This is a genomic window from Paenibacillus sp. y28, assembly GCF_037137075.1.
GTDB lineage: Bacteria > Bacillota > Bacilli > Paenibacillales > NBRC-103111 > JBBBNV01.
The window spans coordinates 16,327-33,499 of record NZ_JBBBNV010000022.1 but is presented as its reverse complement, the minus strand read 5'-3'; the positions used below and the strand labels follow the sequence as shown (position 1 = coordinate 33,499).

The 17,173-nt window shown below is 47.1% G+C and carries 19 protein-coding genes; all 19 read left to right on the top strand.

The genetic code is table 11. From position 1 onward, the window contains the following. The 19 genes from WBG83_RS16540 to WBG83_RS16450 all read left to right on the top strand — a co-directional run bounded on the left by WBG83_RS16540 (position 1) and on the right by WBG83_RS16450 (position 17,157). Positions 1–474, top strand: a complete 474-nt coding sequence (locus WBG83_RS16540) for a flagellar basal body-associated FliL family protein (protein WP_336746316.1) — start codon at positions 1–3, stop codon at positions 472–474. A gap of 59 nt (positions 475–533) precedes the next feature. Next, a complete protein-coding gene (fliM, locus tag WBG83_RS16535) occupies positions 534–1,532 on the top strand; it encodes a flagellar motor switch protein FliM (protein WP_336746315.1) in 999 nt (332 codons plus the stop codon). Further along, positions 1,522–2,772, top strand: coding sequence for a flagellar motor switch phosphatase FliY (gene fliY, locus WBG83_RS16530; RefSeq protein WP_336746314.1), 1,251 nt, complete (start codon positions 1,522–1,524; stop codon positions 2,770–2,772). The genes fliM and fliY overlap by 11 nt, the downstream gene beginning before the upstream one ends. 31 nt (positions 2,773–2,803) lie before the next feature. After that, positions 2,804–3,166 carry a response regulator gene (locus WBG83_RS16525; protein WP_336746313.1) on the top strand — a complete coding sequence of 121 codons (363 nt, stop codon included), beginning with the start codon at positions 2,804–2,806 and terminating at the stop codon, positions 3,164–3,166. 36 nt (positions 3,167–3,202) lie between these two features. After that, entirely contained in the window at positions 3,203–3,811 is a 609-nt protein-coding gene (locus WBG83_RS16520; protein ID WP_336746311.1) for a flagellar biosynthetic protein FliO, read from the top strand. Then, positions 3,798–4,559 carry a flagellar type III secretion system pore protein FliP gene (fliP, locus tag WBG83_RS16515; protein ID WP_336746308.1) on the top strand — a complete coding sequence of 254 codons (762 nt, stop codon included), beginning with the start codon at positions 3,798–3,800 and terminating at the stop codon, positions 4,557–4,559. Before WBG83_RS16520 ends, fliP begins: the two co-directional genes overlap by 14 nt. Before the next feature lie 43 nt (positions 4,560–4,602). Then, entirely contained in the window at positions 4,603–4,872 is a 270-nt protein-coding gene (fliQ, locus tag WBG83_RS16510) for a flagellar biosynthesis protein FliQ (RefSeq protein WP_336746306.1), read from the top strand. A 9-nt stretch (positions 4,873–4,881) separates the two neighbouring features. Then, positions 4,882–5,667, top strand: a complete 786-nt coding sequence (gene fliR, locus WBG83_RS16505) for a flagellar biosynthetic protein FliR (RefSeq protein ID WP_336746305.1) — start codon at positions 4,882–4,884, stop codon at positions 5,665–5,667. A gap of 37 nt (positions 5,668–5,704) precedes the next feature. Continuing rightward, positions 5,705–6,796 (top strand): flagellar biosynthesis protein FlhB, encoded by a 1,092-nt coding sequence (gene flhB, locus WBG83_RS16500; RefSeq protein WP_336746304.1) that lies wholly within the window; start codon positions 5,705–5,707, stop codon positions 6,794–6,796. Between the two features lie 23 nt (positions 6,797–6,819). Next, positions 6,820–8,853 carry a flagellar biosynthesis protein FlhA gene (gene flhA, locus WBG83_RS16495; protein WP_336746303.1) on the top strand — a complete coding sequence of 678 codons (2,034 nt, stop codon included), beginning with the start codon at positions 6,820–6,822 and terminating at the stop codon, positions 8,851–8,853. Continuing rightward, positions 8,850–10,163, top strand: a complete 1,314-nt coding sequence (gene flhF, locus WBG83_RS16490; protein WP_336746301.1) for a flagellar biosynthesis protein FlhF — start codon at positions 8,850–8,852, stop codon at positions 10,161–10,163. Before flhA ends, flhF begins: the two co-directional genes overlap by 4 nt. Continuing rightward, positions 10,156–11,025, top strand: a complete 870-nt coding sequence (locus tag WBG83_RS16485) for a MinD/ParA family protein (protein ID WP_336746298.1) — start codon at positions 10,156–10,158, stop codon at positions 11,023–11,025. The genes flhF and WBG83_RS16485 overlap by 8 nt, the downstream gene beginning before the upstream one ends. A 28-nt stretch (positions 11,026–11,053) precedes the next feature. Next, positions 11,054–12,154: a protein-glutamate methylesterase/protein-glutamine glutaminase gene (locus tag WBG83_RS16480; protein WP_336746297.1), complete on the top strand. Its 1,101-nt coding sequence runs from the start codon at positions 11,054–11,056 to the stop codon at positions 12,152–12,154. 122 nt (positions 12,155–12,276) lie between these two features. Then, a complete protein-coding gene (locus WBG83_RS16475; RefSeq protein WP_336746296.1) occupies positions 12,277–14,340 on the top strand; it encodes a chemotaxis protein CheA in 2,064 nt (687 codons plus the stop codon). 31 nt (positions 14,341–14,371) lie between these two features. Next, the gene (locus WBG83_RS16470) at positions 14,372–14,833 is read left to right on the top strand and encodes a chemotaxis protein CheW (protein WP_336746294.1); all 462 of its coding nucleotides are present in this window, start codon (positions 14,372–14,374) and stop codon (positions 14,831–14,833) included. A 37-nt stretch (positions 14,834–14,870) separates the two neighbouring features. Beyond that, a complete protein-coding gene (locus WBG83_RS16465; protein WP_336746385.1) occupies positions 14,871–15,458 on the top strand; it encodes a chemotaxis protein CheC in 588 nt (195 codons plus the stop codon). Beyond that, positions 15,455–15,949 carry a chemotaxis protein CheD gene (locus tag WBG83_RS16460; protein ID WP_336746293.1) on the top strand — a complete coding sequence of 165 codons (495 nt, stop codon included), beginning with the start codon at positions 15,455–15,457 and terminating at the stop codon, positions 15,947–15,949. Before WBG83_RS16465 ends, WBG83_RS16460 begins: the two co-directional genes overlap by 4 nt. A gap of 3 nt (positions 15,950–15,952) precedes the next feature. Next, entirely contained in the window at positions 15,953–16,351 is a 399-nt protein-coding gene (locus WBG83_RS16455) for a hypothetical protein (protein WP_336746291.1), read from the top strand. Between the two features lie 17 nt (positions 16,352–16,368). Beyond that, positions 16,369–17,157 carry a FliA/WhiG family RNA polymerase sigma factor gene (locus WBG83_RS16450; protein ID WP_336746290.1) on the top strand — a complete coding sequence of 263 codons (789 nt, stop codon included), beginning with the start codon at positions 16,369–16,371 and terminating at the stop codon, positions 17,155–17,157. Positions 17,158–17,173: the final 16 nt, after the last annotated feature.

The following is a 17,173-nucleotide window of genomic DNA, read 5'->3' as shown; positions in this document are numbered from 1 at the left end:
GTGCTGCAAAACAAAATGTTGCAATGGTTAATCATGATCTTAATCGCAATTACACTTATCGTCCTGGCGGGCTTTGTCTTGTGGGATTACATGGACCGCAAATCAGCGGATCCGGCTACAGAGGCAGCCAGCTCGGTGACAAATGTAAAAGCGCCGGCAAAGAAAAGCGCGGCTGAGGTTAAGGAATTGACGGTGCAAATGCCGGAAATATTAACCAATTTGTCAAACAAGCAGTTTGTAAAAGTAAGCTTTGCTTTTGAGCTGGAAAACAAAAAGGCAAAAGAAGAGTTTGAAAACCTGGATTTCCGGGTGAAATCAATTATTATCCAGACGTTAGCTGATATGACGGCTGAACAGGTCAGCGGTAAAAAAGGCCAGGATAATTTAAAAGCGGTGCTGATTAACAATTTGAACGGTATTTTCTCTGCTGGTAAAATCGCACAAATTGATATTACCAACATTGTCATTAACTAAGGCTTCTTCTTTAAAACTCATCAATAGTGTATCAATGATGCTTGAAGGGGGTGACGTAAATGGTAGATGTACTTTCTCAGAATGAAATAGACGCCTTGTTAGCCGCCCTATCTTCAGGCGAGATGGATGCAGAGGAGCTTAAAAAGGAAGACACACAGAAGAAGGTACGATCTTACGATTTCAAGCGTGCCGTTCGCTTTTCTAAAGATCATATTCGCAGCTTGACACGAATTCATGAGAATTTCGCCAGGTACTTAACTACATACTTTTCGGCTCAGTTAAGAACGTTCGTACAAATAAATGTGGTACAGGTAGAACAGCTTCCTTACGATGAATTCATTCGCTCCATTCCGAAAATGACGATTTTGAACATTTTTGAAGCGGAGCCCTTGGAGGGAAGGATGGTTCTAGAGGTACACCCGAACGTCGCTTATGCCATGCTGGACCGGATGCTTGGAGGAACAGGCTCGACACCGACCAAAATCAGCGCCTTAACTGAAATTGAAACCATTGTGATGGAGCGAATTTTCAGCAAAGCGTTTGACAGTCTTCAAGAAGCGTGGAGAACGGTCATTGAGCTTACTCCTCGGATGGAAGCTCTGGAAACAAATCCGCAGTTTATGCAGATAGTTTCACCTAATGAAACGATCGCTCTGATATCCTTGACTACCAAGATTGGCGATACGACGGGGATGATTAACCTTTGTATCCCGCACGTGGTTATTGAGCCCATTATGCAGCGGCTGTCCGTACACCACCAGTTCCTGACACAGAAGAAAAACCGTGCTCCGGAAGAAGTGGATATTCTGAAGACGCGCGTAAATAAGGCGAAGCTTCCAATCATTGCTGAACTGGGAACATCCCAAATCACGATTCGTGAATTTTTGAGTCTCACTGCAGGCGATGTGATTACGCTTGAGAAGCCGGTTGATGAGGGAATTCAAATCAAAATCGGAGAAAAGCTCAAGTATATTGGAAGTCCGGGAACATCTAAGGGCAAAATGGCTGTCCAAATAACAGATATTGTTTCTGAAGGAGAAGAAGAGCATGACGAGTAAAGATTATTTGTCTCAAGAGGAAATTGACGCGCTGCTCAAGCAATCTTCCGATGATACAGACGACTCGGGTGGCGGCCTCCACGTGGACAGCTATTTATCGTCCTTGGAGCAGGATGCTCTGGGTGAAATCGGAAACATTACTTTTGGGAGTGCAGCAACAGCGTTATCGACATTGCTGGGTAAGAAAGTAGACATCACAACCCCCAAGGTGTCGGTTATTGCGAAGGAAGATTTGGAAAGTGAATTTCCAAAGCCGCATGTTGCCGTTCATGTCAATTATGTAGACGGTTTTCATGGAATCAATTTGCTTGTTATTAAAACGAAAGATGCACAGGTCATCGCTGATTTAATGATGGGTGGAGACGGTACTACACCGGAAACAGAATTGACGGAAATACATATTAGCGCTGTTCAAGAGGCGATGAACCAGATGATGGGTTCGTCAGCGACTTCGATGTCAACCATCTTTAACCGGTTTGTGAATATTTCGCCTCCAGGAATTGATATCCTTGACCTGTCCAACGGTGACGGCGAAAGCAATTTGCCTGCAGAAGACGTGTTTATCAAGGTTTCCTTCCGGTTATTGATTGCAGATTTAATCGATTCGTCGATTATGCAGCTGCTCCCGGTCTCGTTTGCCCGCGAGATGGTATCTACATTGATGGGCGGAGGAGCGGCCGCTGAAGAGCCGCCGGTCAGCCAAACCTTTACTGAGCCAGCTCCTGCTGTACAGCACCAGGCTCCGGTTCAACATCAAATGCCGCCAGCGCAGCCGCAGCAGCCGCCGATGATGCAGCCTCCATACCAGGAGTATGCACAGCCGCCGATGATGCCGCAGCAGCAATATGCTCAACCGCCAATGTACTATCAGCAGCCAGCCCCTCATATGGGAGGTCCAAGTGCATTGAATAATCGGAACGTGAATGTACAGTCTGCACAATTTGCCAGCCTGTCTTCCGGTCCATCGATGAATACGGATGATACGAACTTGAATCTGCTGCTTGATATTCCGCTGAAGGTAACTGTGGAGCTAGGCAGAACACAGAAACAAATCAAAGAAATATTAGAGCTTTCCCAAAACTCTATTATTGAATTGGACAAGCTTGCCGGCGAGCCCGTTGACATTCTAGTCAACAACAAGCTGATTGCTAAAGGCGAAGTCGTGGTCATTGATGAAAACTTTGGGGTCCGGGTTACCGATATCGTGAATCAGTGGGATCGTATTCAAAAATTACAATAATTACTGTTTTTTAAATTAGGAGGATACTAACATGGCTAACCGAATTCTTGTTGTTGACGATGCTGCATTTATGCGTATGATGATCAAGGACATTTTGACGAAAAACGGATACGAGGTTGTTGGAGAAGCGCAAGACGGCGCTGTAGCTATCGAGAAATACAAAGAGCTCAAACCGGATCTGATTACAATGGATATCACCATGCCGGAAATGGACGGTATTTCTGCATTGAAAGAAATTAAAAAGCTTGATGGCAACGCAAAAGTTATTATGTGTTCGGCGATGGGGCAACAAGCCATGGTTATTGATGCTATTCAAGCCGGTGCAAAAGATTTTATTGTTAAACCGTTCCAGGCTGACCGGGTTATTGAAGCAATCAAGAAAACACTTGGCTAATTTCTTTTTTGATAACGCAAGGAGGATGGGTGGAAGATGAAGCTCTCACATAAGTCATGGTTTTCCATCTTTCTGTGCTGTATTTTTGTTCTATGTGTGCTTTATCTTCCCCATGCCGCTGCCGAAGGTGACACGATTCCGGGGTTAAAAAGTTCCCCGGAAACGGCCGGTCTGCAAACCGAATCCTTCGGCTGGACCTTGACTAAAGTTTTATTCTCCCTGTTGTTCATCATTGGTATTTTTGTCGTGCTGATTCGGATTTTGGCGCAAAAAAACAAAAAATGGATGAGGAGCTCGGCGATACGCTCTTTAGGCGGGTTGCCGCTCGGACAAAACAAATCAGTGCAGGTTGTAGAAATCGGTTCAAGCATTTACATTCTCGGAGTCGGAGACGATATCCGGCTTCTTCGTGTGGTTCAAGACGAAGAGGAAGTTAGCGATTTGCAGGAACGCTTTGAAATCGGACTTGGCGGGGAATGGTTGAACGGAATGACTGTATTAAACCGCCTTTTAAAACGGGACAAACAAACAACGACTCCATCTGATGAAGAGATTTCATCTTTTCATGAAGTGTTCCATGAAAAAATGAAAAAAGTCAGCAGTCGTAAAAAGATGGTTGAGGAAATGCTTCATGACGATAAATAAATGGTTGTTTGGTTTTTTGGCGAGTGTTGTGCTTTTGTTTGCCGGACAGACGGAGCTTCTGGCAGCCGACCCGATACCGGGAATTAATATCGATATCGGTTCATCCGGCGCTGCGGGCAGCGGAGCCAATACAGTCACGATTATTTTGCTGCTTACTGTGCTCAGTATTGCTCCTGCCATCATGGTGTTAATGACCAGCTTTACACGTATTGTTGTGGTGCTTGGCTTTGTACGTACGTCTCTTGGTACACAGCAAATGCCGCCCAACCAAGTATTGATTGGCTTGGCCTTGTTTCTGACCTTCTTCATTATGGCTCCGACGCTGAGTGAAGTGAATCAAACTGCGTTTCAGCCATATATAAAGGGTGAGCTTACTCAAACCGAAGCCTTGAACAAAGCAGCAATACCGATGAAGAAGTTTATGGCCAGCCATACACGCGAGAAGGATTTATTGTTGTTTCTGGAGTACACGCAGGCTCCAAAGCCGACCAGTTATGAGGATATTCCATTAACTACACTGGTACCGGCTTATGCGATTAGCGAGCTTAAGACGGCGATGCAAATTGGCTTCATGATTTTTATCCCTTTCCTGGTTATTGATATGGTAATCGCCAGCACGCTGATGGGGATGGGGATGATGATGCTTCCCCCAGTCATGATTTCACTGCCATTCAAAATATTATTGTTTATTTTGGTCGATGGCTGGTATTTGGTTGTCAGATCATTACTGCTCAGCTTCAATACATGATGACAACTTTGTGAATTGCCGTTGTTGGGTAGGGAGGATAAAGGTGAGTACGGAATTTGTAATTAAGATTGCAGGTGAAGCTGTCTACACTGTGCTGAAAGCGAGCAGCCCTATGCTTGTACTGGCTCTTGTGGTTGGCCTGCTGGTAAGTATTTTTCAGGCAACGACACAAATACAGGAGCAGACGCTTGCTTTCGTTCCCAAAATTGTTGCGGTACTGCTATCCGTACTTATTTTCGGTCCATGGATTTTGACGACACTGATAGACTTTACGTACAACATTTTGAACAACTTATATAAATACGTAGGCTAGGTGGAAGAAATGGACCTTATTCTGCAATACCTTCCTACATTTATGCTTGTTTTTTGTCGAATTACCGCTTTTTTTGTCGTATCGCCTATCTTCTCTTACGCTCACGCACCGGCACAGTTTCGTATCGGGCTTGCGGTATTTGTAAGCTTTATCGCATTTAGCACCTTACCAGTAACCAATCCTGTTCCGATCGACGGCATCTTTTTTCTGTCTGTTCTGCGTGAAGTCATTGTCGGACTGGCGCTTGGGTTTGTCGTGTATATGTTTTTTCAGGCGGTACAGGTCGCAGGGGTATTTGTCGATACGCAAATCGGGTTTGGTATGGCCAATGTAATCGATCCCATGACAGGCACGCAAAGCCCGTTGCTGGGTAACCTGAAAATGATCGTGTCGACGCTTTTGTTTTTAGCCATGAACGGCCATCATTATTTGCTCAGGGCACTAATTGACAGCTACCAATGGGTTCCTGTTACGAACGAAGCGTTCTCGCAGATTTACAACGGGAGTGTTTCAACCTTTATATCACGCTCCTTTGCATCGATGTTTTCGCTTGCTTTTCAAATTGCTGCGCCGATGGTGGTTACCTTGTTTCTGGTCGATATCGGTCTGGGACTGCTAGCCAGGACGGCACCGCAATTTAACGTTTTTGTCATTGGGATTCCGTTAAAAATTCTTGTCGGTCTCATTGTTTTGGCATTTCTGATGCCGGAGTATTTAAGTTTATTTCAAACGGTATTTACTTCAGCAATCGAGTCAATGCACCAGCTGACAACGATATTTGGAAATCAGCCATAGCATGTTGTGAATACGTTTGAGTTGGGGGTTACATCTTGTGCAGCGTTTCCGGCACCGTCTAAATTTACAGCTGTTCTCCGGGGAGAAGACAGAGCCCGCTACACCAAAGAAAAAACAGGAATCACGTAAAAAAGGACAGGTTGCCAAAAGCCAAGAAATACCGAGTGCATTGATTCTTTTGTTTTCCTTTATGTTTTTAAATCTGTTTTCCGGTTTTTATAAAGAGAATGTTTATCGTCTATTTACTGTTACATTTCAGGATTACATTCTTATGCCCGTAACACCAGAGAATGTAAGAGTTATTTTTATGAATATGGCCTATCACGCCATGATCGTGCTGGCTCCTTTGATGCTTGTCGGGATGGTGTTTGCTGTCCTGGGCAATTATGTTCAAATCGGTTTTCTGCTGACAGGCGAGCCGCTCATAATGAAGTTTTCCAAATTGAATCCCATTGAAGGGTTCAAGAAAATTTTTGGCATGCGGTCTCTTGTGGAATTTCTGAAGTCGTGTCTGAAAATGTCGATTATCGGTATTTTTACGTTCACAAGCTTGTGGAAAGAAAAAGAGCAGCTGATGAAGCTGGGGCACGTTCCGCTTCCTGATATTTTATCCTTTACAGCCAGCCTGACTGTTAAATTGGGCTTGCAATTTGGCTTTATTATGCTTATCCTGGCTTTTTTCGATTATTTATACCAGCGCTACGAATATGAGAAAAACTTGCGTATGTCCAAGCAGGACATTAAGGACGAATATAAAAAGACGGAAGGCGATCCTTTAATTAAAGGGAAAATCCGGGAAAAGCAGAGAAGGATGGCTATTCAGCGGATGATGCAGGAAATACCGAAAGCGGATGTCATCATTACGAACCCGACCCACTTCGCAATAGCTATACAATACGATGCTTCCAAGATGGAAGCTCCAACGGTTATTGCAAAAGGAATGGATTACATTGCTCTCAAAATTAGGAGTGTGGCTAAGGAGCATGGAATCATTACAATGGAAAATAAGCCACTTGCCCGGGCTCTGTACGATCAGGTGGAAATCGGCGAAGCGATCCCAGGGGATATGTTTCAAGCCGTTGCGGAAGTACTCGCTTATGTCTACAAGCTTAAAGGCAAGGTCAAATAGATTTGAGGAAAGGAGGATGTCTGATGAAGCCGCGTGATTTAGCAATTCTTATTGGTATTATCGGCATTGTGTTAATGATGGTGGTACCTGTCAACATCCATATACTTGACATCCTCTTGGTAATTAATATTTCACTGGCTTTGATGATTATTTTGGTGGCTATGAACACGCAGGATGCGCTGGAGTTCTCGATTTTCCCGTCCCTGCTGCTCATTACAACCTTGTTCCGGCTGGCATTGAACGTATCTACAACAAGGAATATTTTGGCGGAAGCGGAGGCCGGACGTGTCGTTGCTGCGTTCGGTTCCTTTGTGGCCGGAGATAATGTCGTTGTCGGTTTTGTTGTGTTCCTGATTCTCGTTGTCGTGCAATTCATTGTTATTACGAAGGGCTCGGAGCGTGTTGCAGAGGTTGCAGCGCGGTTTACACTCGATGCGATGCCGGGGAAGCAGATGAGTATCGATGCCGATCTGAATGCAGGCCTCATTAACGAGCAGCAGGCTAAAGATCGCCGTTCAAAAATCGAGCGTGAAGCTGATTTCTACGGGGCAATGGACGGTGCAAGCAAGTTCGTCAAAGGGGACGCGATTGCATCCATTATTATCCTGATTATTAATATGCTCGGCGGGCTTATTATCGGAATGCTGTTTCATGATATGCCTATCGCCGAAGCTGCAAAAACGTTCTCCATGCTGACAATCGGTGACGGTCTGGTCAGCCAAATCCCGGCTTTGCTCATCTCCACTGCGGCGGGTATTATTGTCACCCGTGCAGCATCGGAAGGAAATTTGGCTCACGATTTGACATCCCAGATTTTGCAGCATCCTAAATTGCTGTACGTAGTAGCAGTGACTATTGCCCTGCTCGGGATCTTTACTCCAATCGGTCCTATTGCGACCCTGCCGATTGCCGCAATTATTGCTTTTGGCGCATGGAAGATGCAAAAGAACATTATGAAGCGCGAGGAGCAGGACGAGCAGCTCGTGGAGCAGCAGGAGATTGAGGAGGTCCGCAGTCCTGAAAGTGTTATCAGCCTGCTGCAGGTGGACCCGATTGAATTTGAGTTTGGTTACGGCTTGATTCCGCTGGCGGACACGCAGCAGGGCGGGGATTTGCTGGACCGGATTATCATGATTCGACGCCAGTGTGCGCTTGAGTTGGGACTCGTCGTTCCGGTTATCCGGATTCGCGACAATATTCAACTAAAACCGAATGAGTATGTTATCAAAATAAAAGGAAATATGGTGGCTCATGGCGAATTACTTCTAAATCACTATTTGGCCATGAGTCCAGGTATTGATGACGATTCAGTTCTTGGGATAGAGACGACGGAGCCGGCGTTCGGGCTACCGGCACTCTGGATCGATGACTCCATGAAGGAACGTGCGGAAATGTCCGGCTATACGGTCGTGGACCCGCCTTCGGTCGTTGCCACACATTTGACCGAGATCATTAAGCGTTATGCCCATGAACTGCTTGGGCGTCAAGAGACGAAGGCGCTTATTGATAACATTCGGGAATCGTACCCGGCGCTGGTCGACGATCTGATTCCTTCGGTATTGTCCATTGGTGATATTCAAAAGGTGCTTGCCAAGCTGTTGAAGGAGAAAATTTCAGTTCGCGATTTGGTTACGATTCTTGAAACCTTGGCCGATTACGGAACCTTTACGAAAGATCCCGAAATTTTAACCGAATATGTACGGCAGGCTTTATCACGGCAAATCACGCAGCAATATGTTGGCGGCATTGATTCGTTAAAGGTCATTACTGTAGGGCCTGCGCTGGAAAAGAAAATCGCGGAGAATGTGCAGCAATCCGATCAAGGCTCTTATGTTGCGCTTGATCCGGTATCATCCCAGCAGATTTTCCAAAAGGTTAGCGAGCAAATCAACAGACTGCTGCAAACAGGAGGACAGCCGGTTATTCTGGTATCTCCTACCATTCGAATGTATTTGAGACAGCTGCTTGAGCGCAGCATGCAGGATGTGGCTATTTTGTCTTACAGTGAGCTGGAGCCGAACGTTGAAATTCAAAGTGTAGGGGTGGTGAATCTATGAGAGTGAAGCGCTATGTGGTTGATTCGATGCCGGAGGCCATGAACAAAATCCGTTCTGAGCTCGGAAAGGATGCAGTCATTATTAATACAAAAGAAATTCGGGTCGGCGGCTTTATGGGCATGTTCGCAAAGAAAAAAATCGAGGTTATTGCAGCTATCGATGCGGCCGGGGGAGCAAGTGCGGCGCCGGCTGCAAAAGCACCGGTACAGCCCAAAATCGAATCATCGGCAGCGGCGGTATCCTCACCCTCATTGTTCACAAGCAGAGAAGCAGCAGCAAGAAGCTACCAGCCTGCAGCTTCCAATATTCCTGCTCAAGCAGCAACTGTCGCTGTTGAGCAGCCGCCGGTGATACAATCACAAGCTGCGGCAGCTCAGCCTAGACCGGAGCCGGTTTTCAGCTCCTCGTCGTCGGCGGTAAGTATGAGACAGGAAGATTCGTTATCGGATGAAATTCGGATGATGAAGCAGATGATTAAGCAGCTGACGCTAATGAGCAAGGACTTCTCCTTGTATCCGGAACCGATCGAGAAGCTGCGGCAGCGCATGCTAGACCACGATATTGCTCCGGATATAGCCGAGAAGCTATGTCAAAAAGCGCTCCAAAGCCGTGAGGACGCAGAGCAGGCTTGGACGGATGAGCAGGCCATGGAGGCGCTGCGGAGCCATTTGCTCGATATTGTAAAACCAATGGGAGCAAAGACGCTGTCGCCACAAACGAAGGTGGCCCATTTCGTGGGGCCAACCGGTGTCGGGAAGACGACAACCATTGCCAAGCTTGCCGCTGAACAGGTGCTCAAGCATCACCGCCGGGTTGGTTTTATTACATCGGATACATACCGGATTGCAGCTGTAGAGCAATTAAAGACGTATGCGACAATACTTAATGTGCCTCTGGAGGTTGTTTTTTCTCCTCAGGAGCTGACGAAGGCGTTTCAGGAGCTTGCTGACTGCGATATTATCTTTATGGACACGGCCGGCCGAAACTTCCGCAACCAGATGTATGTTTCGGAGTTAAACAGCCTGCTGCAAAACAAAGGACATACAGAAACATTTCTCGTACTCAGCTTAACGGCCAAGTATCGGGATATGAAAGAAATCACAGAAAACTTCTCCAGATTTAACCTGAGCAAAGTTTTGTTTACGAAGATGGATGAGACTAGCTCATACGGAGCAATGGTTAACCTGCTGTATGATTTTCCGCTGCAGCTTTCTTATGTTGCAACGGGACAAAACGTTCCGGACGATATTGCGGAGGTTAACGAGCTCAAGCTGATTCAATCCATTTTAGGGGATGATCAGTATGAGTGATCAAGCCCAAATGCTGCGTAATCTAGTTCAATCACAAGCTTCCAGGCAGGAGAAGCAAACACGTGTTATTACAGTAACGAGCGGAAAAGGCGGCGTCGGCAAGTCGAATTTTTCCCTTAATTTCGCCTTGATGCTGCAATCCAAAGGGTACAAGGTGCTGCTGTTTGACGCAGATGTGGGGATGGCCAACATTGATGTGTTAATGGGATCATCGCCTAAATACAGCTTATATCATTTGTTGAAGCGGGAGCAGAGCATCTGGGATATTATACATACAGGCTATAACAATCTCCAGTTTATTGCCGGGGGGTCGGGATTTAATGACCTTCTGAATCTGGACGATACCGAAATTGATTACTTCGTTGAGCAGGTCGGCCAATTAAACGGGCATGTGGACTTTATTTTATTTGATACAGGCGCGGGCTTATCGAAGGAAGCATTTCGTTTTATTGTTGCGGCGCAAGAAACAGTTGTTGTTACAACACCGGAGCCAACATCGATTACGGATGCTTATGCTCTGATCAAAATGGTTCATTCGATGAATGGGCAAACCCCTTTTAAGCTTGTTGTCAACCGGGTAACCGATTTGAAGGAAGGCAGGCAGACTGCGGATAAAATCAGCATGGTAGCCCGTCAGTTTCTAGGGCTGGAGCTGCCGCTTTTGGGCTATATCGATGAGGATATTCATGTTTCCAAGGCAGTAAAGAAACAAATTCCGTTTACCGTCCTGTATCCGAGCTGTGCTGCTACCAGAGCGGTTCATGGAATTATGGAGCGGTTTCTATCGGGACAATTGGAATCCGGTGAGCAAGCCGGAGGGGTCAAAAGTTTCCTAAACAAGATGATGAAGCTCTTGAAGTAGCTTTGACAGCATAGAAAGGTGGATGCCAATGACGCGGTCTAAAGTGCTGGTAGTCGATGATTCCGTTTTTATGAGAAAAATCATATCAGACCTTATTTCTGAGGCACCTGAGTTTGAAGTTATTGCAACGGCCAAGAACGGTAAGGAAGCCGTTGAAAAGGTTGCGAGTCTGAAGCCCGACATTGTGACAATGGACGTGGAAATGCCGGAAATGAACGGGTTGGATGCGCTAAAGCTCATTATGCAGCAAAATCCGACACCCGTCATTATGCTGAGCAGCTTGACGGAAGCGGGAGCAAAGGAAACGATTCTTGCTTTGGAATGGGGAGCTGTAGATTTTGTGCGGAAGCCCTCAGGGTCGGTTTCGCTGGACTTGTACAAGGTCAAAATCCAATTGCTAGAAAAATTGAGAACGGCTTCAAAGACGCGCATTAAGTATGTGCCGGCTTCGCCTCCGCCAGCACCCGTACTCCCGCCGAAGGAAACGAAACCGGCAGCGGCCATAGCGTTCCCACTAAGGGACAAGCCGAAGGTCAAAATGACCTCGCCCATCTTTGACCAAATTGTTGCGATCGGGACCTCTACTGGCGGACCGAAGGCACTTCAGCAGGTTCTAACTCGTTTGCCGGCTTCATTTCCTGCGCCGGTTGTTATCGTTCAGCATATGCCGCCGGGATTTACCAAATCGTTGGCAGAGCGGCTGGATATGCTGAGTGAGATACGTGTTGTCGAGGCTGAGGATGATATGATTTTGTACGCATCCACAGCTTATATTGCGCCTGGCGGATATCATATGAAAATCGTAAGTCATGGTCCGTCGCAGTACCGGATTCGTCTGAATAAAGAAGATCCGAGAGGCGGCCATAGGCCTTCGGTCGATATTCTTTTTGAATCGTTGATTCCGGTTGCCGGATTGAAACGGCATGCTGTATTAATGACAGGTATGGGAAGCGATGGAGCCCGGGGGATGCTTGGACTTCGTCAGGCGGGAGCGGTTTCGACCCTTGCAGAGGCGGAAGAGACATGTGTTGTATATGGCATGCCCCGTTCCGCGGTTGAGCTTGGCGGCGCCATGTATGTCGAGCCTTTGCATCAAATTCCAGCCAAGCTGGTTCAATTGCTAACCTAGTAAAAGAGTCAGGGCTGATTACGCGTCCGGAGTGCCGGCTGTGCATCTAGAACTGTCTTGCCAGGATGTATGTGTCATCTGGCTGTATGCTGGGAGCTACTTCATAAAGGAGGTGTTGGAACATGGATATGAGTCAATATTTAAGCATGTTTATTGATGAATCCCGAGACCATTTGCAGGCGATGAATGATAGCTTGCTCCAGCTCGAAGCAAGTCCGAAGGACATTAGTATCGTACAGGTCATTTTTCGTTCCGCACACACACTCAAGGGTATGTCTGCGACGATGGGATTTGAGGACTTGGCTTCCCTCACTCACGAAATGGAAAACGTGCTGGACTTGGTACGGAATCACAAGCTGGATATGGATGCGTTTATTTTTGACTGCATTTTCAAAAGCCTCGATTCCCTGGAAAGCATGGTGGAGGACATTATTCAAGGCGGCACAGGAAAAGCGGATGTTTCAAGCATTGTCGCTTCCTTGAAGTCGATTGTTAGCGGGGACTATTTGAAGGGAGAGGCTGCGGCCGCTCCGACAGCCTCGGCAGCAAAAAGCGGAGGCTCCGGGGAGCTTGACGAATTTCAAGTTTCCATTATTGAACAATCCATTCAGGCCGGTTTGGCTGTGTACAAGCTCGAGGTCTCCGTTGAAGATACTTGTGTGTTAAAAGCCGCCCGAGCGTATATGGTATTCAACTACCTGGAGAATCAAGGGGAAGTTATTAAGTCCAGCCCTTCGGTTCAGGATATTGAACAAGAGAAGTTTGATAAATCCTTTACGGTTTACTTTGTCACCACGGTTGAACAGGCTGTACTCGAAAAAGAAGTCGGCAACATTAGTGAAATTGAAAGTGCGAAGGCGACTTTATTTACACCTGAATTGCTGGAGCAAATGAGGCATGCCCAAATCGAGGTTCAAGCTTCATCTGCTCAAACAGCAGCAGCGGCAGCGGCACCTGCTTTAACACCGGCAGCGCCTGCTGCAAACACTCCTGCAGCCGCTCCCGCAAAAGCGGCCACCGGCGGCGCTCCTGTAGCGAACAAAACAATCCGGGTCGATATCGAGCGTTTGGATACACTCATGAATCTGTTTAGTGAGCTGCTTATAGACAGGGTTCGCCTGGAGCAGCTAGCCAGTGAGGTGCGACGTACGGACCTGACGGAAACTGTAGAGCATATGGCGCGTGTCAGCAGCGATTTGCAAAATATTGTTCTAAAGCTGCGGATGGTTCCTGTGGACACGGTATTCAATCGGTTCCCGCGCATGGTTCGGGACGTAGCAAAAAGCTTAAATAAAAAAGTGGACCTGGTTATTACCGGAGCGGATACCGAGCTGGATCGGACTGTTATCGACGAAATCGGGGACCCGCTCGTCCATCTTCTCCGCAACTCGGTCGACCATGGGCTTGAAACTACCGAAAAACGGCTTGAAATCGGCAAGCCGGAGGTCGGAACAGTTAATTTACGCGCTTTCCACAGCGGAAATCATGTATTTATTGAGGTACAGGACGACGGAAACGGCATCAATCGCGACAATATTTTAAACAAAGCCATGAAGAATGGCATTGTAACGGCGGATCAAGCCAGGACGATGACGGATGAAGAAGTGTATATGCTCCTGTTTGCTTCCGGTTTCAGCACAGCGGAGAAAATCTCCGATATTTCCGGACGGGGCGTAGGTCTGGATGTCGTCCGAACCAAGATAGAGTCGCTCGGGGGAAGCGTGTCGGTGACCTCAACGCTCGGCAAGGGCAGTAACTTCTCCGTTCAGCTTCCGCTCACGCTTTCGATTATTGCTGCAATGCTAATCCGTGTCGGTCAAGAGAAGTATGCGATTCCGCTTTCCTCGATTGTGGAGACGGCGGCTGTCAAAACATCGGCGATTCGCTCCTTGCACGGAACGCGGGTCGTGGAATATCGGGGCGGGGTTATCCCTATTATCTCGTTGGGCAAGCTGCTGGACGTGCCGGGGTACGAGCAGGCCGACAAAAACGAGCAGGAAATTGTTGTTATCCGCAAAGGCGACAAAATCGCCGCGCTGCAGGTGGATGATTTTATCGGCCAGCAGGAAATTGTACTGAAATCGCTTGGCGGATACCTGAACAAAACATTTGCGGTTTCCGGCGCGACCATTCTGGGCGACGGACAAGTCGCACTCATCATTGATACCAATGCACTAATTAAATAACAGTACCACCTACTATGAGGAGGGATTATCCATGGGTGAAGAAGTAAAAGTTATCGTGTTCGCACTTGGCCAGGAGGAATATGGCGTTGAGGTGGACAAGGTTCGTACGATTGAGAGAATGCAGCCGCTTACCCGGGTTCCCAAGACACCGGCTTTCATTAAAGGCGTCATTAATTTAAGAGGCGTGGTTGTTCCGGTCATTGATTTAAGAGGCCGTTTCAATCTGGAAGAAAGCGAATATACCGATAACTCCAGAATCATTATTGTCGCAGTGAACGATTTGGAGGTGGGTCTGATTGTTGACTCCGCCAATGATGTGATCGACGTCGATAGCGATGGTATTGATATTCCGCCTGAAGTGGTAGGAGGTATCCGGGCAAAATATTTACGCGGCATTGCCAAGATTGGCGATGATCGGCTGCTTGTCTTATTGAACCTGGAAGAAGTACTGAACAAGAGTGAAATTATTCAATTGGAACAGTTAGAGGACTAATACGGTGGCGACTATCGAGAAGTTTCCCGAGTTTCAAATGGATGTCTTGAAAGAAGTGGGGAATATCGGCGCGGGCCATGCCGCAACCGCGCTTTCCCGTCTTTTGGACAAGCCCGTGGATATGAAAGTGCCCAAAGTAAATCTGCTTCCTCTGGAAGAGGTCGCGGATTTAGTCGGCGGCGCGGAGCAAATCGTCATGGCCGTCTTTTTGCGGGTGGATGGAGATGCGCCGGGCAATATGTTTTTTGTAGTGCAAATCGAATCGGCCAAAAGCCTGCTTCGGAAATTAGTCGGGCTCGACGTTCAGGATGAAGAGCAATTTTCAGAGCTCGAGCTCTCCGCTCTAAATGAAATCGGCAATATTCTGGCGGGATCATACTTAAGCTCGCTGGCTGATTTTACAAAATTGAGCCTATCGCCTTCGGTCCCATCGCTCGCGATGGATATGGCCGGCGCGATCCTCTCGTTTGGGTTAATCCAGTACGGCCAAATGGGAGATCATGCACTTTTTATCGATACTACGTTTTTAGAAGGCAATGACGCAGTGGAGGGGAATTTCTTCTTTATACCGGATCCTGAGTCTTTTCCGATCATATTCCACGCTTTGGGAGTGCCGTTAGAATGACCCAGGAACAAATGGTGAAAGTCGGAATGGCCGATTTGGCGGTTATTTCCGGGGACAATATTTTAAAAACGACAGGACTTGGCTCTTGCGTTGGCTTAACGCTCTATGACAAAGTCAGCAGGGTTGCGGGTATGGCACATGTCATGCTTCCCTCGTCGGATATTGCGCGTGAAGGTAAACTGAATATTGCCAAATATGCAGATACCGCTATCCCCGAAATGATTGAGCAAATGCAGCGTCTAGGCGCAGTTTTACATAGAATGGAAGCCAAAATGGCAGGCGGAGCACAAATGTTCGCTTTTGGCGGTAATAATGATACGATGCGGATTGGTCCGCGTAATGTTGACTCCTGCAAAGAAATTTTGCTGCGGTTTCGGATTCCGATTGCGGCCGAAGATACGGGAGCCAATTACGGAAGAACCATTGAATTTAATTCAGCGACAGGAATGCTAACCATTCGAAGCGTACAACACGGTATGAAGGAGATATAAATCATGATAGGCAGCTTACGGTGGAATTTCATTCTCGGTGCGATTGGCGGAGTGGTTACCTTCCTGCTTTCTGTTGCCAACAATTTGCTGCTGTCTGCTTTGCTGCATAGCTTGTATGCTTTTGTCATTTTGTTTGTACTGGGGTTTGCTTTGCGGTTTGCACTCAAAGTGACACTGAGTCTGAATACCGGTGAGCCCGTTACCGACTCGGACGCTGGCAAAGGCACTCGTTTTGACGCAGTAACGCCTCAGGAGAGTGAGGATTTGCACGACTTGCTCAAATCTAAGCCGAACCAGCAAGAAGAAGAGGGGTTTCTGCCGCTCGCGCCGACCAAGCTGTCGACGAAGCTCCCGGATAGTCCGGAGAACATGGCCCATGCTCTCCGCCGTATGTCTGAATGAGAAGGAAGGGTGAACCTATGATTGAACAGAAGCAGTCCCACTTGCCGCATGTTGAACTGTGGATTCAGTGGAGGGAGGAAGGTGTCGCCGAGGCCAAGAAGACATTAATTGAAACATACCTTCCGCTCGTTGATTATGTTTCTAACCGTCTTGCCATCGGTCTGCCCAAAAATGTTTCCAGGGACGATCTGGCAAGCTACGGTGTCATGGGGCTCATTGATGCAATAGACAAATTCGATTACCGGCGGGGGCTTCAATTCGAAACCTACGCATCATGGCGCATCCGGGGAGCTGTCATCGACGGGCTTCGTCAAGGGGATTGGGTTCCGCGATCAGTTCGTGAAAAAGCCAAAAAGGTAGAGGAAGCTTATCAGCATTTGGAACAAAAGTACTTGCGTTCCGTGACGGACAAGGAAATTAGTGATTATTTAGAGGTTAGTGAGAAGGACTTTCAACAGATGCTGCAGGATATCTCGATCACGACGATTTTCTCATTCGATGATCCGATTAAGGAAGAAGAAGCTGAAACGAGACTTTCTTTGCTCGTTGACGAGAAGGCGAAAAATCCCGAATCCAAGGTCAATGAATTTTACCTTAAGGAATGCTTGACTAAAGCCATTGAGCGTTTGACAGAAAAAGAAAAGACAGTCGTCGCTTTGTTTTATTATGAGGAGTTATCCTTGAGCGAAATTGCAGAAGTGATGTCACTGTCTCCATCCCGGATTTCTCAGCTGCATTCGAAAGCGATTTTGCGTTTGCGTGGCTCATTGGCACGGAATAAAAATCAATTGTTCCAAGATGCATAATACGTTGAAAAGAGGG

Coding starts and splice junctions, on each gene's coding strand:
- WBG83_RS16455 (WP_336746291.1), top strand. CDS start 15,953: ATGATAGGCAGCTTACGGTGGAATTTCATTCTCGGTGCGATTGGCGGA.
- fliY (WP_336746314.1), top strand. CDS start 1,522: ATGACGAGTAAAGATTATTTGTCTCAAGAGGAAATTGACGCGCTGCTC.
- WBG83_RS16470 (WP_336746294.1), top strand. CDS start 14,372: ATGGGTGAAGAAGTAAAAGTTATCGTGTTCGCACTTGGCCAGGAGGAA.
- fliR (WP_336746305.1), top strand. CDS start 4,882: ATGGACCTTATTCTGCAATACCTTCCTACATTTATGCTTGTTTTTTGT.
- WBG83_RS16525 (WP_336746313.1), top strand. CDS start 2,804: ATGGCTAACCGAATTCTTGTTGTTGACGATGCTGCATTTATGCGTATG.
- fliM (WP_336746315.1), top strand. CDS start 534: ATGGTAGATGTACTTTCTCAGAATGAAATAGACGCCTTGTTAGCCGCC.
- flhA (WP_336746303.1), top strand. CDS start 6,820: ATGAAGCCGCGTGATTTAGCAATTCTTATTGGTATTATCGGCATTGTG.
- WBG83_RS16465 (WP_336746385.1), top strand. CDS start 14,871: ATGGATGTCTTGAAAGAAGTGGGGAATATCGGCGCGGGCCATGCCGCA.
- fliP (WP_336746308.1), top strand. CDS start 3,798: ATGACGATAAATAAATGGTTGTTTGGTTTTTTGGCGAGTGTTGTGCTT.
- WBG83_RS16480 (WP_336746297.1), top strand. CDS start 11,054: ATGACGCGGTCTAAAGTGCTGGTAGTCGATGATTCCGTTTTTATGAGA.
- WBG83_RS16460 (WP_336746293.1), top strand. CDS start 15,455: ATGACCCAGGAACAAATGGTGAAAGTCGGAATGGCCGATTTGGCGGTT.
- WBG83_RS16485 (WP_336746298.1), top strand. CDS start 10,156: ATGAGTGATCAAGCCCAAATGCTGCGTAATCTAGTTCAATCACAAGCT.
- WBG83_RS16520 (WP_336746311.1), top strand. CDS start 3,203: ATGAAGCTCTCACATAAGTCATGGTTTTCCATCTTTCTGTGCTGTATT.
- WBG83_RS16450 (WP_336746290.1), top strand. CDS start 16,369: ATGATTGAACAGAAGCAGTCCCACTTGCCGCATGTTGAACTGTGGATT.
- WBG83_RS16475 (WP_336746296.1), top strand. CDS start 12,277: ATGGATATGAGTCAATATTTAAGCATGTTTATTGATGAATCCCGAGAC.
- flhF (WP_336746301.1), top strand. CDS start 8,850: ATGAGAGTGAAGCGCTATGTGGTTGATTCGATGCCGGAGGCCATGAAC.